The sequence below is a fragment of the Priestia megaterium NBRC 15308 = ATCC 14581 genome (assembly GCF_000832985.1).
GTDB lineage: Bacteria > Bacillota > Bacilli > Bacillales > Bacillaceae_H > Priestia > Priestia megaterium.
Map to the genome: position 1 here is coordinate 4,763,689 of NZ_CP009920.1, position 13,883 is coordinate 4,777,571.

General features: G+C 37.2%; 16 protein-coding genes. 7 read left to right on the forward strand and 9 right to left on the reverse strand.

What is annotated here, in order from left to right; genetic code table 11:
* Nucleotides 1-15 precede the first annotated feature (15 nt).
* Entirely contained in the window at nucleotides 16-444 is a 429-nt protein-coding gene (locus BG04_RS24410) for a GNAT family N-acetyltransferase (RefSeq protein ID WP_034651700.1), read from the forward strand.
* A gap of 67 nt (nucleotides 445-511) precedes the next feature.
* On the opposite strand, the gene ilvD is transcribed toward BG04_RS24410, so the two are convergent.
* Nucleotides 512-2,188, reverse strand: coding sequence for a dihydroxy-acid dehydratase (ilvD, locus tag BG04_RS24415; protein WP_013057207.1), 1,677 nt, complete (start codon nucleotides 2,186-2,188; stop codon nucleotides 512-514).
* A gap of 225 nt (nucleotides 2,189-2,413) precedes the next feature.
* Here ilvD and BG04_RS24420 point away from each other — a divergent pair, with 225 nt between their 5' ends.
* Nucleotides 2,414-3,358, forward strand: a complete 945-nt coding sequence (locus BG04_RS24420) for an alpha/beta hydrolase (protein ID WP_034651698.1) — start codon at nucleotides 2,414-2,416, stop codon at nucleotides 3,356-3,358.
* A gap of 17 nt (nucleotides 3,359-3,375) precedes the next feature.
* Here the strand turns inward: BG04_RS24420 and BG04_RS24425 are convergent, their stop codons facing one another.
* From BG04_RS24425 to BG04_RS24455, 7 genes are all read right to left on the reverse strand, one after another.
* Entirely contained in the window at nucleotides 3,376-4,302 is a 927-nt protein-coding gene (locus BG04_RS24425) for a manganese-dependent inorganic pyrophosphatase (protein WP_013083332.1), read from the reverse strand.
* Between the two features lie 544 nt (nucleotides 4,303-4,846).
* On the reverse strand, nucleotides 4,847-5,008 hold the full coding sequence (locus BG04_RS31495; protein ID WP_230586553.1) for a hypothetical protein: 162 nt from the start codon (nucleotides 5,006-5,008) through the stop codon (nucleotides 4,847-4,849).
* A gap of 105 nt (nucleotides 5,009-5,113) precedes the next feature.
* Complete coding sequence (locus tag BG04_RS24435; RefSeq protein WP_034651696.1) at nucleotides 5,114-5,395, reverse strand: hypothetical protein; 282 nt, start codon at nucleotides 5,393-5,395, stop codon at nucleotides 5,114-5,116.
* A gap of 137 nt (nucleotides 5,396-5,532) precedes the next feature.
* On the reverse strand, nucleotides 5,533-5,760 hold the full coding sequence (locus BG04_RS24440; protein WP_016764285.1) for a hypothetical protein: 228 nt from the start codon (nucleotides 5,758-5,760) through the stop codon (nucleotides 5,533-5,535).
* A gap of 224 nt (nucleotides 5,761-5,984) precedes the next feature.
* Complete coding sequence (locus BG04_RS24445) at nucleotides 5,985-7,058, reverse strand: branched-chain amino acid aminotransferase (RefSeq protein ID WP_034651693.1); 1,074 nt, start codon at nucleotides 7,056-7,058, stop codon at nucleotides 5,985-5,987.
* Nucleotides 7,059-7,277: 219 nt separating this feature from the next.
* Nucleotides 7,278-7,763, reverse strand: coding sequence for a hypothetical protein (locus BG04_RS24450; RefSeq protein WP_013057211.1), 486 nt, complete (start codon nucleotides 7,761-7,763; stop codon nucleotides 7,278-7,280).
* Between the two features lie 20 nt (nucleotides 7,764-7,783).
* On the reverse strand, nucleotides 7,784-8,371 hold the full coding sequence (locus BG04_RS24455) for a lysophospholipid acyltransferase family protein (protein ID WP_034651689.1): 588 nt from the start codon (nucleotides 8,369-8,371) through the stop codon (nucleotides 7,784-7,786).
* A 269-nt stretch (nucleotides 8,372-8,640) separates the two neighbouring features.
* On the opposite strand from BG04_RS24455, the gene BG04_RS24460 reads away from it, so the two are divergent.
* The 3 genes from BG04_RS24460 to uraH are packed head-to-tail and all read left to right on the forward strand — an operon-like array spanning nucleotide 8,641 to nucleotide 10,856.
* Entirely contained in the window at nucleotides 8,641-9,963 is a 1,323-nt protein-coding gene (locus BG04_RS24460; protein WP_034651686.1) for a nucleobase:cation symporter-2 family protein, read from the forward strand.
* Nucleotides 9,964-9,975: 12 nt separating this feature from the next.
* Nucleotides 9,976-10,503, forward strand: a complete 528-nt coding sequence (gene uraD / locus BG04_RS24465) for a 2-oxo-4-hydroxy-4-carboxy-5-ureidoimidazoline decarboxylase (RefSeq protein ID WP_034651684.1) — start codon at nucleotides 9,976-9,978, stop codon at nucleotides 10,501-10,503.
* The gene (uraH, locus tag BG04_RS24470; RefSeq protein ID WP_013057215.1) at nucleotides 10,500-10,856 is read left to right on the forward strand and encodes a hydroxyisourate hydrolase; all 357 of its coding nucleotides are present in this window, start codon (nucleotides 10,500-10,502) and stop codon (nucleotides 10,854-10,856) included. Before uraD ends, uraH begins: the two co-directional genes overlap by 4 nt.
* Nucleotides 10,857-10,891: 35 nt before the next feature.
* Here uraH and BG04_RS24475 read toward each other — a convergent pair whose 3' ends face one another.
* Nucleotides 10,892-11,392: a GNAT family N-acetyltransferase gene (locus tag BG04_RS24475; RefSeq protein ID WP_013083340.1), complete on the reverse strand. Its 501-nt coding sequence runs from the start codon at nucleotides 11,390-11,392 to the stop codon at nucleotides 10,892-10,894.
* Nucleotides 11,393-11,808: 416 nt separating this feature from the next.
* Here BG04_RS24475 and BG04_RS24485 point away from each other — a divergent pair, with 416 nt between their 5' ends.
* Together BG04_RS24485 and BG04_RS24490 are read left to right on the forward strand one after the other, a co-directional pair.
* Entirely contained in the window at nucleotides 11,809-12,303 is a 495-nt protein-coding gene (locus BG04_RS24485; protein ID WP_034651680.1) for a hypothetical protein, read from the forward strand.
* A 496-nt stretch (nucleotides 12,304-12,799) separates the two neighbouring features.
* On the forward strand, nucleotides 12,800-13,738 hold the full coding sequence (locus BG04_RS24490) for a PD-(D/E)XK nuclease family protein (protein WP_234943184.1): 939 nt from the start codon (nucleotides 12,800-12,802) through the stop codon (nucleotides 13,736-13,738).
* The last annotated feature ends 145 nt before the right edge of the window (nucleotides 13,739-13,883 follow it).

Genomic DNA, 13,883 nt, shown 5'->3' on the forward strand with positions numbered 1-13,883 from the left:
AAGGAAGGATTTTCTATGAAAATTAAGCAAATTACAACAAAAGAGCAGCTTGAAGAAGTATTTCATATACGTAAAACAGTGTTTGTTGAAGAACAAGGCGTGCCATTAAAAGATGAATTTGATGAACATGAGAAAACGGCAAAACATATGTTGATTTACTATAACAATGAACCGGCAGCTTCTGGTAGATTCCGCATAGTAGACGATTACGCCAAAATAGAGCGGATATGCGTATTAAAGGAATTTAGAAAATACGGGCTCGGAAAAGAAGTGGTGGCCAGCTTAGAAGAAGCAGCGAAAAAAGAAGGATTAACTCAAGCTAAGCTTCACGGTCAAGTTCAGGCTGAACCTTTTTATCATAAATTAGGCTATAAGACGGTTTCAGATGTCTTTATGGAAGACGGTATCCCACACGTTATCATGAAAAAAGAATTTTCTTGTTAAAAATGCTTCTTTGCACAGTTACTTTAATAAAGAAAAAGGCTCTCAGCAGAGAGCCTTTTTTGTACTATTAGATTTTCATAATTCCGCCTGTGCTAGCAGAAGTTACAAGTTTAGAATATCTTGCAAGATAGCCTTTTTTCACTTTCGGCTCAAAGCCTTTCCAGTTTGCTTTTCGTTCTTCCCAAACATCTGGAGAAACTTGAACGTTCATCGAACGATCCTCAATGTCAATCACGATGTGGTCGCCATCTTCTACAAATGCTAGCGGTCCGCCTTCAGCAGCTTCTGGAGACGCGTGGCCAATTGATAATCCACGGGAAGCCCCAGAGAAGCGTCCGTCCGTTAATAGCGCTACTTTTGCGCCTAGTCCCATTCCCATAATTTGAGAAGTTGGAGCTAGCATTTCAGGCATTCCCGGTCCGCCTTTTGGTCCTTCATAGCGGATGACTACAACATGTCCTTCTTTTACTTTTCCATTAGCAATACCGTGCAGCGCCTCGTCTTGAGACTCAAATACAATTGCTGGTCCTTCGTGGCGAGTAATGCCGTCTTGAACACCGCCTGTTTTAATGATCGCGCCGTCTGGAGCTAAGTTACCAAACAATACAGCAAGTCCGCCTTTTTCGGTGAACGGCTTATCGATTGGATGGATAACGTTATAGTCTTTTACATCGCAGCCGGCAATGTTTTCGCCTAGCGTTTTTCCAGTAACCGTCATCGTATCTAAATGAAGAGCTCCTTCTTTTTTAGATAGCTCGTTTAAAGCAGCCGATACGCCTCCTGCTTCATGTAAGTCCTCAATAAATACATCCGAAGCCGGAGCGAGTTTTGCCAGGTGAGGCACGCGTTCCGCTACTTCATTAATACGCTCTAATGGGTACTCAATTTCAGCTTCATTCGCAAGAGCTAGCGTATGAAGAACTGTATTTGTAGAACCACCTAACGCCATGTCTAAAGCAAATGCGTTATCGATTGCTTTTTCTGTTACGATATCACGTGGTTTTAAATCTAATTTAATTAATTCCATAAGCTGTTTAGCTGATTTTTTAACAAATTCTCTCCGTTCAGGAGCAACTGCTAAGATTGTACCATTTCCAGGTAAAGCAAGTCCTAACGCTTCAGCTAAGCAGTTCATTGAGTTCGCTGTAAACATTCCTGAACAAGATCCGCATGTCGGACAGCCAAATTGTTCTAATTCAAGTAATCCTTTATCATCAAGTTTACCAGCTTGATGAGCTCCTACGCCTTCAAATACTGAAGAAAGAGAAATCTTACGACCGTCGCTCGTTACGCCAGCCTTCATTGGTCCGCCGCTAACAAAAACTGTCGGAATATTCAGACGTAATGAAGCCATTAACATCCCAGGCGTGATTTTATCACAGTTTGGAATACATACCATTCCATCAAACCAGTGAGCAGATACTACCGTTTCAACTGAGTCAGCAATGATTTCACGACTTGGTAATGAATAACGCATACCGATATGTCCCATCGCAATACCGTCATCTACACCGATAGTGTTCATTTCAAAAGGTACGCCACCAGCTTCGCGAATCGCATCTTTTACGATTTTACCAAACTCTTGTAAGTGAACATGACCTGGTACAATATCAATATATGAATTGACAACCGCAATAAACGGTTTGCCGAAATCCTCTTCTTTTACACCAGCTGCACGCAGTAGGCTGCGGTGCGGTGCTCTGTCGAATCCTTTTTTGATCATGTTACTTCTTAATTCTGCCACAATAATTCCCTCCGTATTCATCTAACCTATTAAAAACTGAATCTTTTTAAATTGTTTAATAATTTTTAATATAAATACTAATTTAACAAATCACATAAAGGTTTGTAAAGGTTTATGACAAAATAATCATTTTTTATTTTAAAATAGTAAAATCACCTGCATAAATTAGTATAATATATACATATATCCCTTATTTTACAGGAAAGCAGAAGGTGAATGCTGAGCATGAAACAATCCTTTTACTACAGAGGTCATCAGGAAAAAGAAATATTCGCACAAAAATGGGATCTTGAAAACAATTCTGCAAAAGGCGTTGTCCAAATAGTTCATGGAATGGCCGAACATATTGGACGCTACGAATACTTTGCTAATGTATTAACGCAACATGGCTACATCGTATGTGGGAATGATCACCGAGGTCACGGTCAAACAGCTTTAAAAGATGAAGACAAGCGTTTTTTTGCTGAAGAAAATGGTTTTGATACAGTAGTCTACGACGTGATTGCTCTGACTAAGCACATTTCAACGGAACACTCCGGCTTACCAATCTTTCTTTTCGGTCACAGCATGGGGTCTTTTCTAACGAGAAGATATATTCAATTGAATACAGAGCACATTCATGGTGTGATACTCTCAGGTACTGGCAGCATTCCTTCCCTTTCACTGCAGGGCGGCATATTAGCTGCGCAAATAGAGATAAAGAGAAAAGGGTTACGATCTCCTAGCCCTTTGCTTGATAAGCTCTCTTTTGGACAATACAATAAATCATTTCATCCTGCTCGGACACCTTTTGATTGGTTAAGTCAAGATAATGAAGCTGTAGATTTATATGTAAATGACCCTTATTGCGGAGGAGTTTTCACAGCGGGATTTTTCTATGACTTATTAACAGGAATCAAACAAATCTCTAACTTAGCTAATATAAAGCTAGTCCCATCAAGCCTGCCTGTTTATTTAATATCTGGAGAACATGATCCAGTAGGCAGCTATACAAAAGGTGTACTCAAAGTATATAACGACTTTAAAAAAGCCGGATTGCAGGACGTAAGCTACCGCTTTTTTACACAGTGCCGTCATGAGTTGCTTAATGAATTAAATAAAGATGAAGTGATAGAAGATATACTAAATTGGCTTGACGTGCAAATGGACAAAAAAAAGGTTCGTGTCTAAACACGAACCTTTTTTTATTAAGCAAATACAGATGTTAATACAGGTACTACTTGTTTTTTACGTGATACAACGCCTTCTAAGACAGCTGTATTGTTTTCAAGCGTTACGTTGTATGCTTCTTCTACTTTTGAAGCAGCAGAACCTAATGCTAATGCAGTAGAGTTGCTGTTTAAAATATCTGTAACAACTAAAAGGAATAATTGTAATCCTTTTTCTTCGATTGTTTTAGTAATCGCTTCTTCCAATTCAACTTTGCGCACTAAAACGTCGTTTACGTCAATTGCATTCACCTGTGCAATTTCAACTTTGCTTGTGCCCATGCTGAATTCTTTAGCATCTAATGAAATTAATTGTGAAGCTGTTTTATCGCCTAAGTCAGCTCCAGCTTTTAGCATTGCTAATCCGTATTCTTCTGCATCTACGCCTGCAATTTCCGCTAATTCTTTAGCAGCTGCAACGTCTTGGTCTGTGCAAGTTGGTGATTTGAATAATAAAGAATCAGAAATGATAGCTGATAGCATAAGACCTGCGATGTTAGATTCGATTTCTACGCCGTTTTCTTTATACATCTTGTTTAAGATCGTTGCCGTACATCCAACTGGCTCTGCACGATAGTATAAAGGATCTGCTGTTTCAAAGTTAGCAATACGGTGATGATCAATTACTTCAAGCACACGAACTTGATCAATATCGTTTGCACTTTGCTGGCGTTCGTTGTGGTCCACTAAAATAACTTCATTTGTTTCTTTAGATACTTCATCAACGAAACGTGGTAGTTCAGCATTGAACTTTTCAAGAGCGAATTGCGTTTCGCCGTTAATATCGCCTAATCGAACTGGTTCAGCTTCTACACCTAATTTATTCTTTAAATCAGCGTATGCAATTGCAGAACAGATTGTATCTGTGTCAGGATTTTTATGTCCAAAAATTAACGTCTTTGCCATCTTAAATCTCTCTCCTTCTTACGTATGTAAATAGCATTCTTGCGTAAAGTTAGTTAATTCGTTCACGCAACATTGCCATTTTAACATAAACTTTTACATTATTTTAATTTTTTTGCGAAAAATGATGTTCATCCGCAGATATTTTGCCATTTTGTATCTTTTCCATAGTAAAAACACCTCTATTTCCGATATAAATAGAGGGTTTTATACACTCATTATATAAAAGTTAGCGATAAAACACAAGCTCTCTCTCTATCACTTGATAGATAACTTAAACGCAGTATCTTTCCACTTTTGATAAAGAAAAAGTAGAACAGCAATAACCATCATTAGTACAAATAATAAAAAATGATTCATTTCCTTCAGTGTATAAATGTCTAGCTTTTCAAAGATAGGACTCATGACAAATGCCTGAAATAACTCGAAAGCTGCATTGATAATCATAAACATCCAAAAGCCAGGATAGGTAAAATAAAAAGCGTGCCTATTATAAATATGTCAAAAGGAAAAGGCGTCATATTAACAAAGAAAAAAAGAGTTTTATTCACTTCCCACCAGTTAAAGCGATCTGCAATTTGAAAAACATCGTTAACAATACCACTCCGAATAGTGATACAGCCATATACCGCTTTACTCGCTCTTTATCAACTGCAAAAAGCAATAGCCAGGGACCAATAAAAAACACCCACATTATAATTTGCGCCATGAACATTCCGCCTTTCATTTCAAAAAAAGAGAATATACATTACTCTGTCCTTATTTATGTAAAACAACCAAAAAAAGCACCCTATATGAAGGGGTGCTTTTTTGGTTATCGTCGCGGTGTAAAGTTGAAATGTTCATTTACGATAGCTCCTAGCTCTTCAAGAAACTGCTGAGCAGTCATTTCCTCTACGCTTTGGGTATACCATGCAAGCTGAGATTTTTTATGAACATTGTTGTAATATACATCTCTTGACCAATATGTTTTTGATCGGTATGTATAATTAAAGTGAATGAATAGTTCACTCCCGTCTGGAGACTGCAACAACACGCGGTAATGTGGATTACGACGATTTTTATCTAAACTCATTTCTTTGATTTGCGCTAACATTATTCACCTCTAAAGCCATTACTTAATCATTTAAAGGTAAATGCCATACCACGCTATATCCTAGTTCTGCCATCAACTAGAAAATCATATATTTTCTAAAATTCTACACGATATAGGACAAAAGAGGAAGAGATAATTTATTGAGGGACGTGTAAAGTTTCATATAAATCTTTTAGTTGCTCAGGGTATTGAGACCTTACGTAATAACCCGTAGGACGGTGCTCGATTAAATGAGAAGCAAACAAATAGCCGATGAGCACGTGCATTTGTTCATCTGAGGTTTCTTGGCTTAATTCTCTTTCGAGTCGTTCAGCTAAGTGTGAAGCCAGCTGTTTAATTTTTTCATCATGTGATAAAAAAAGCATTTTGTTCTCCCCCTTATAACGAATAAATAATGCTGTGAATTTCAATAAAGACAAAGTATTACTTTTATAAGGATAATTATATTTTATTTTACAATAAAAGTATATAAGTAGTTCTAAATATTCAAAAAATAACTTGTTTCTTTTGGACTATTTGGTAACAAACAAAAAAAGAAGCGGGAGCTGTCCCGCTTCTTTTACGTAAAAAGATATTCGATTACCGAAATTTATTCTACTTCCACTGCCCAGCCGAATGGATCTTCCACTGTACCATTTTGAATACCTGTTAGAGTGTCATACAGTTTTTGTGATACTTCTCCCGTGTTTCCATCGTTGATAACCATTTTCTCGTTATTCCAAAATAGTTCGCCAATTGGAGAAATAACTGCAGCTGTACCTGTTCCAAATGCCTCTTCTAGTTTGCCTTCGGAATAAGCTTGCTTAATTTCTTCCATAGAAATACGGCGCTCAGTTACAGGCATATCCCAGTGTTTTAACAGCTCAATGATAGATTTACGCGTAATTCCTTCCAAAATGCTTCCGTTCACAGATGGCGTTACTACTTCTCCATCGATTTTGAAGAAAATATTCATGCTTCCTACTTCTTCAATGTATTTGCGTTCAACTCCGTCTAACCACAGTACTTGTGAATAGCCTTTTGAGTCAGAAAGCTGCTGAGCTTTTAAGCTTGAGGCATAGTTTCCGCCTGTTTTAGCCGTCCCTGTCCCTCCGGCTACAGCACGAACAAATTCGCTTTCAACCGCAATTTTTACAGGGGCAATCCCTTCTTTATAATATGAACCAACTGGAGAAAGAATAATGATAAATTGATAGCGGCCAGATGGCGCTACTCCTAAGTAAGGCTCTGTTGCGATGACAAACGGGCGAATGTATAGTGATGTACCTTCAGCAGTAGGAATCCATTCGCGGTCAATTTTAATCAGCTGTTTTAACGCTTCTAGCGCTAAGTCTTCATCAACATGAGGAATACAAAGGCGATCGTTTGATTTATTTAAACGTTTGAAGTTCTCATCTGGTCTAAATAATAATACTTGCTCTTTTTTTGTTACATATGCTTTTAGTCCTTCAAAAACAGACTGCCCGTAATGAAAGATCATGGATGCCGGATCTAATGTGATAGGTTGATAAGGTACAATACGAGCATCGTGCCATCCTTGGCTTTCTGTATAATCCATAATGAACATATGGTCCGTGAAGATTTTCCCGAATTGCAATTGATCAGATTGCGGCTTTTCTTTTTTTGTTTGACTTAGTGTTACATCGATTGAATAAGTTGTCATAGTTGTTTCTCCTTGCTCTTTATATTTACGGGTTTTTCGCTTAAACCTCTATATAAGTTACATTGTACAACTTTAGGGAAGCGTGTCACAATAGTTAGAGACGAAAAATTCTAAAAATTTTATAAAAATTATAAAGAAATAGCACCTAATAGAATTAAGTGCTGAATTGAAAAGGTTTTCTTTCTAAAAAAACTATTTCTACATTTTATTTACAACTATTTATAAACCAATTTTCACTCGAAGCTTTTCATCTTGTATTGAAAATTGTTTGATTTTCCCCACTGGAATGACCTTCACTTTATCAATTTCATTGAGATTGATATGAATTTGTTTTTCTTCATACGTAGTAACAGGCGGCTTGTGAAAAATTCGATAGTTGATCCAATTTTGATTAAGAGGTTTCATTTCATGGATTTTGAATAGAAGCGTACGTTCTTTTGCCTCAAGAGGTTCTAGCACAATGGAAAATGGAATTCTCACCAGAAATTTTTTAATAATTCCATTCACGTGAATATAGGAGTCTTGAAATGAAATAGAAAATTGCTGAATTTGATCTTGCTTTGTCATTTGCTTTTGAAAAATTCGCATGAGCATAGAAGCGGATATAGGAACGGTTACCCCGCTTTCAGCCATCTTTTCTTTCATTTTTGCCTGCACATCATCACTAATTACATCGTTTAGCTTTCTCTGTACCCAATCCTTCATGGTGCACCTCCGCTATGAAGTTATCTTGCTGTTTCCTCTAACGCACGAATTGAAGATGTTAAATGGTTTGACACGTCGGCAAGGCGATCTTTTGTCAGTTTATCTTCTCCAAGGTAGATAGGTTTTCCAAAGGAGATAACAAGAGGACCCTTTGAAAATAGTTCTTTTACATTTGTAGGTCCTTTGTAAACTGCGGGTACAATAGGAACCTTTGCCATGCTCGCTATAGTGACTGCTCCTTTTTTTAAGGGAACGTCTTCCTCTGTTCGCGTGCCGCTAGGGAAAATCCCGACGATATGTCCTTCTTTTGCTAATTTAATAGGTATTTTAATGCTGCTGGGTCCCGGGTTGTTACGATCTACTGGGAATGCGTTGAGTTTTTTTAATACATTACTAGTGAGTATATGATTAAAAAGCTCCTTTTTTGCCATAAAATGAATTTGGTGAGGCAAAACAGCCGCACCAAGCGCTACAACGTCTATCCATCCCTTATGCGAACAAGCGATCACAAAGCCTGTATCCATTGGCAGATACTCTCTGTTCCTTACGTGGAGCTTCCCTCTCCTTTTCAATAAAAATTTACATGTGTGAGCCGCGACATTATACATAAATGTTTCCTCTTCTCTCTATTATTTGAAAATATATACAAAATTATATCACTTGATATTAATATCTGGTATCAAAAAATAAATGTAACATCTTTTTACATAATAGCTTACCTGCTTCTATATATATTGTAAAAAAGTAGATATTGAAACCTCTATTTTTGGTCAACTTGACTAATGACATCCCTTAAAAAACACTTTACTATTAATGTATCGTTCTAAATGTAATATTTATTAACATTACATGTGATATAATTAAAGGAGGTTTTTAGGTGAATAACCAAAATCGACCGTTTCGACTAGCTTCATTGGGATTACAGCACGTACTTGCTATGTATGCGGGTGCCATTCTCGTTCCGCTGATGGTGGGGCGCGCATTGAATTTAAATGCTCATGACTTATCCTATCTTGTGGCCATTGATTTACTAACATGCGGACTAGCTACGCTGCTGCAGGCATGGACGAACAGGTGGTTTGGTATTGGTCTTCCTGTTGTACTCGGAAGCTCATTTGTAGCGGTGACTCCTATGATTTCAATTGGAACTCAATATGGAATTAGCGCTGTTTACGGAGCGATTATTGCCGGTGGTATTTTCATCGTACTGGCAGCAAGTTTTTTAGGCAAAATTATTAAATTTTTCCCTCCCGTTGTCACCGGAACGGTTGTGACGATGATTGGTTTATCGCTTGTACCATCCGCTGTCCGAAATATGGCAGGAGGAGTGGGAAGCAAAGATTTTGGTTCTCTTTCTAATCTTCTTCTTTCTTTTGGTGTTCTAGCGCTTATTTTAATTTTAAATCGATTTTTCAGCGGTTTTCTTCGTTCTCTTTCTGTGTTGATTGGAATTGTAGCCGGAACAATAGCCGCTATATTAATGGGAAAAGTTGATTTTACTAATTTTAATGAAGCTTCTTGGCTGCACGTTCCCACTCCTTTTTATTTTGGGATGCCCACTTTTGAAATCGGGCCCATCTTAACAATGATTCTCGTATGCTTGGTCATTATTATTGAGTCTACAGGCGTATTTTTAGCGTTAGGAAAGCTGTGTGATCGGGAATTAACGGAAAAGGATTTTACAAAAGGCTACCGTGCAGAAGGAATCGCCATTGTCCTTGGAGGGCTATTTAATGCTTTCCCTTACAATACATTCGCTCAGAATGTAGGACTGGTTCAATTATCGAAAGTAAAAACAAAAAATGTAGTGGTAGTAGCCGGCTTCATTCTCGTATTACTGGGGCTTGTTCCGAAAATAGCTGCTTTTACAACCATTATTCCCACCCCTGTTTTAGGAGGAGCAATGGTCGTGTTATTTGGTTTAGTTATTTCATCAGGCATCAAAATGCTAAGTGCTGTTGATTTGTCCAAACAAGAAAATTTGCTGATTATTGCGTGCTCTCTTTCACTCGGCCTTGGTGTAACGGTGGTACCTGATTTATTCGCTCAGCTCCCAAATGCTTTGCGCGTAATTGTAAGCGATGGAGTTATTACGGGAAGTTTAGCTGCCATTTTATTAAATCTCTTTTTTAACACATCAATTGAACGAAAAGTACCTTCTGTCTCTTTAGAGAAGACAGATTATTCAGAAATAAAATAAAGGTGGTGTAGTATGAATAACGTATCTGTGCAGTATGTAAATCAGCTTAGCAAGCAGCATTTTGTTTCACTAGTTGGTGATATATTTGAGCATTCACCTTGGGTTGCAGAAGAGGCTTATTCTAAAGGCCCTTTCTCTTCCGTTGAACAACTTCACGGCATGATGAAAGAAATTGTAGCGCAAGCGTCTGTAGAAAAACAGCTGAAGCTGCTGCAAGCTCATCCAAATCTAGGTGAAAATATTGCCATGACATCTGCTTCTACTGAAGAACAAACCAAAGCAGGCTTACAAAACTTAACGCAAGATGAGTATGAACAGTTTTCTTCTCTTAATGGAACGTATATGGAGAAGTTTCCGTTTCCTTTTATTTTGGCAGTACGAGGTAAACAAAAAGAAGATATATACGAGGCAATGCAAAGTCGTTTACTAAATACCGAGCAAACGGAGTTTGATACAGCGTTAGAAGAAGTATATAAAATTGCTTTCTTTCGCTTAACTGATAAAATCACTGAAAATAAGGAGATAAAGAAACGAGCATGACTAAAATCACGACGCATATTTTAGATCTTACCCACGGATGTCCGGCTGCTTTTGTCAAAGTTGATTTTTATCATATACAGTCGGAAAGTAAACGAATAAAAATTTCACACGGTACTACAAATGAAGACGGAAGATTAGTAACTCCGCTCTTCTCTTCTGAAGCGTTTGAATCAGGAGATTATGAACTTCTGTTTCATATCGGGGAATATTATAAAAAACAAGAGGTCCAAACAACAAATCCGCCCTTTTTAAATCAAGTTTCTGTTCGAGTCGGATTGTCTTCTGAACAAGAACATTATCACGTCCCTTTGCTTGTGTCACCGTGGGGATACCAAATTTATAGAGGAAGCTAAAAAAAGAAACGGCGTCTTTAAACGTCGTTTCTTTTTTAGTTCAGCAATTTAGACATATAGTACTCATCAATGAACAAACCGCCAATTCGCAGTGAATGTTTTTTTGTTCCTTCAATTTCAAATCCTACTTTGTCATATAAAGAAAGAGCCTTTTCATGCTGTATAGCGACTGTAAGTTCAAGACGATGAATATGGTGTTCTCTCGCCCATTCTTCAAGTGCACCGATTAAAGCTGTCCCAATCCCTTGATTTTGAAACGTCTTTCGAATACCTAATGTTAGAGAAGCGATGTGAGCGTTTCGGTTAGCTTCCCCCCCTGTTGCCGCTATATATCCCACAAGCATCTCGTTTTCTTCTGCTACAATAATCGTAGAGTTTGGCTGCTGCTTAAAGATTTCGATGTTTTTCTCCTGCTGATCTGTGCTCAGCTTTCGCTCTCCGCTTTCAAACAGCATAAACTTACTTTCTTCTTCAATCTGTTTAAGCAAATCTACAAAGTTTGCAGCATCATGTAATTCTAGTTCTCTAATTTGCATGCTGATCCCCCTTTTTGTGTGTCCCTTTTGTTTGTATATGTATTGGTTCACCATTATAAAATATAGCTTTACAGTTTCTTACGAAAAATACGACTTTTTAAGAAGCCGAAGTAGAACAAAAAACCTACTAATCTCCCTTTTTTTGAAATGCTTTTTTCCTCTGTATAATTTTAAATCACTTATCAACTTCTGTAAATTTTTTAGATTCCCTCTTTTAATTTCCAAGTATCTTCCTTTTCTATGGGTTTGAATTGGATCTAAGGAGACCTTTTGTAGAAAACACATGACTATTATCCTGTTTTTTATGAAGAAAGAAAGCAATAAATGTAATTTTACTTGTAATCGTTTAAAATAGAAAAAGTGGAAATTTTATGTACCTATCCTCCTTAATTATTGGTCTGTGAAAGGAATTTATTATGAAAGTACAACCCACAAAATGTGGTGTATATGTCTTAAGCGGTCTAGGAGCTGTTATGGTGTTCTTCTTACTTTTACTTAAGAACAGTGCTTTTTTTCTAGAGGAAGAATACGATCAAAACAAACCTGAAGCTACGCTTTCGGTCAACGAACATACCTATCACCTTCACAAAGGTTCTATTAACTGGTCAAACGGCCGGTCAACAACAAAAAAAGAAATAAATGTATATGATTTATATACATACATATTGCAGCAAAAAAGTATCCCATTGAAGCAGCAACAATTGGTTAAGCTCCATTTTTCGAACTTAGACGGTGCTTATATTCGTAGTGTGAGTGTGCATATATGGAGAGATAACGGTGAAAAAACCAAGCTGTTTGTCAAAAATAATGAATTTAAGGTTCCTGAAAATCAAGGTTTGTACGTTGTTGATATTGTGATTAACTCTACAAGAGGAACAATGCAATATGCGGCAAATGTGCAAATACAGTAAGTTTTTATATATTTACGTTTGGTCGAGAAAATCGGATAAGAAAACTCTTGTTGCGAGCAGGAAACGATGTGTGGAATAAAAAAGAAGTATTAAAAACATAGTGAAAGCATTCAAATAACAGCCCTTAACTTTTTCGGAAAATAATCCCACAAAAAAAGAGAGCGCTAGCGCTCTCTTTTTTATAAAATGAAAAAGACGTCCACGCAGGACGTCTTTGATGCGTTTGTGGCGGGGACCGTGTGACCACATTCACACGTTTAGCTCGAAAGCATGTCCTTCGACTTACACAAATTAGCTCATCGCTTTATTAATATAACATCCGCCACAGAAAAAAGCAATCAATTTTTAAATAGTTTTTTTCTATTTATACATATTTCGCGAGAATCCACAAAATAATATGCATGCATAGCTATTCACTCTCTACATTTTTAGTCTATTTTAACTCAAGTACGAATATACTAATAGACCAACCTATGCGCAGTTTTTGAAAAAGGATGTGAATAGCTTGTTTCAAATCACTGATTTCCCTGAATTTTCATGGTCATACTCCAGGCATAAAATGGTCACAGAGTGCAAACGAAAGTATGCATATCATTATTATGTCTCACATAACGGATGGCTTGACAGCGCTTCTGCTCAGTCTCAGAGCGCTTATCGTCTAAAAAAGGTTTCCACTTTATCTATGTACGCCGGACAAGCCGTTCGTCAAGTGATTACAGAGGCCATTTCTGACTATACCTCTACACAGATTGTCCCGGATGAACAGAACTTAACGGAGAAAGCGCAGCAGCTACTAAATAACGCACTGCGTGATTCTACTGACTATGGAGAGCTTTGGTATCATAAGCCCGCTCAGTATAAGATGCTTTTAGAATTCTACGAAAACGGCTATATTTCTAAAAAAGATCTTAAAGACATGCAAAAACGGGTACACATTTGTATACATCACTTTTTACAAAGTAAATCGTTTGGCGACATCGTATCTTCACCTTTTTTAGAAGTGGAGCCTCATCAGTCATTTCGTTCTATAAATGTGTATGATCATAAAGTATATGCGCCTTTTCATTCTCTTTTTAAAAATCCAGTCACAGACGAATTTACGATTGTTGACTGGAAAACAAGTAAACAAACAAAAGATGATTTGTTTCAACTGGCGATATACGCCCTCTACGTGCTAGCCGAATATAATATTTCCGTTGATCAGATAAAAGTCCGAAACGAATACTTGCTTTCAGGTAGTGCGCGTACGTATCAGCTTACTCTTCATGAAATTGAAGCTGTTCTTCAGCAAGTTGATACAAGTATTGATTATATGAAAAATTTTTTGGAAGACTCAGAGGTAAATCAGCCTCTTTCGCTTGAGCATTTCCCTCAAACAGATACGCCTGCCTCCTGTCACGGCTGTGCATTTAAAGAATTGTGCCAAACGGGATAAAAAACAGCTGAAGATGATCTATATTTTTTGCTAAACTTTTTTATTGTCAAAAGAACCTTTGCTAGCATATAATTTGCATTAAGGAAACATTTTATACTTCATATAAAAAAATTAGCTTGGGCTATTTATTGTTCATCAAAGAAAG

What these genes read in the sequence shown, in the direction of transcription:
- BG04_RS24410 (WP_034651700.1), top strand. Translation starts at nt 16, where the DNA reads ATGAAAATTAAGCAAATTACAACAAAAGAGCAGCTTGAAGAAGTATTT.
- BG04_RS24420 (WP_034651698.1), top strand. Translation starts at nt 2,414, where the DNA reads ATGAAACAATCCTTTTACTACAGAGGTCATCAGGAAAAAGAAATATTC.
- BG04_RS24425 (WP_013083332.1), bottom strand. Translation starts at nt 4,302, where the DNA reads ATGGCAAAGACGTTAATTTTTGGACATAAAAATCCTGACACAGATACA.
- BG04_RS31495 (WP_230586553.1), bottom strand. Translation starts at nt 5,008, where the DNA reads ATGGCGCAAATTATAATGTGGGTGTTTTTTATTGGTCCCTGGCTATTG.
- BG04_RS24435 (WP_034651696.1), bottom strand. Translation starts at nt 5,395, where the DNA reads ATGTTAGCGCAAATCAAAGAAATGAGTTTAGATAAAAATCGTCGTAAT.
- BG04_RS24440 (WP_016764285.1), bottom strand. Translation starts at nt 5,760, where the DNA reads ATGCTTTTTTTATCACATGATGAAAAAATTAAACAGCTGGCTTCACAC.
- BG04_RS24445 (WP_034651693.1), bottom strand. Translation starts at nt 7,058, where the DNA reads ATGACAACTTATTCAATCGATGTAACACTAAGTCAAACAAAAAAAGAA.
- BG04_RS24450 (WP_013057211.1), bottom strand. Translation starts at nt 7,763, where the DNA reads ATGAAGGATTGGGTACAGAGAAAGCTAAACGATGTAATTAGTGATGAT.
- BG04_RS24455 (WP_034651689.1), bottom strand. Translation starts at nt 8,371, where the DNA reads ATGTATAATGTCGCGGCTCACACATGTAAATTTTTATTGAAAAGGAGA.
- uraD (WP_034651684.1), top strand. Translation starts at nt 9,976, where the DNA reads ATGAATAACGTATCTGTGCAGTATGTAAATCAGCTTAGCAAGCAGCAT.
- uraH (WP_013057215.1), top strand. Translation starts at nt 10,500, where the DNA reads ATGACTAAAATCACGACGCATATTTTAGATCTTACCCACGGATGTCCG.
- BG04_RS24475 (WP_013083340.1), bottom strand. Translation starts at nt 11,392, where the DNA reads ATGCAAATTAGAGAACTAGAATTACATGATGCTGCAAACTTTGTAGAT.
- BG04_RS24485 (WP_034651680.1), top strand. Translation starts at nt 11,809, where the DNA reads ATGAAAGTACAACCCACAAAATGTGGTGTATATGTCTTAAGCGGTCTA.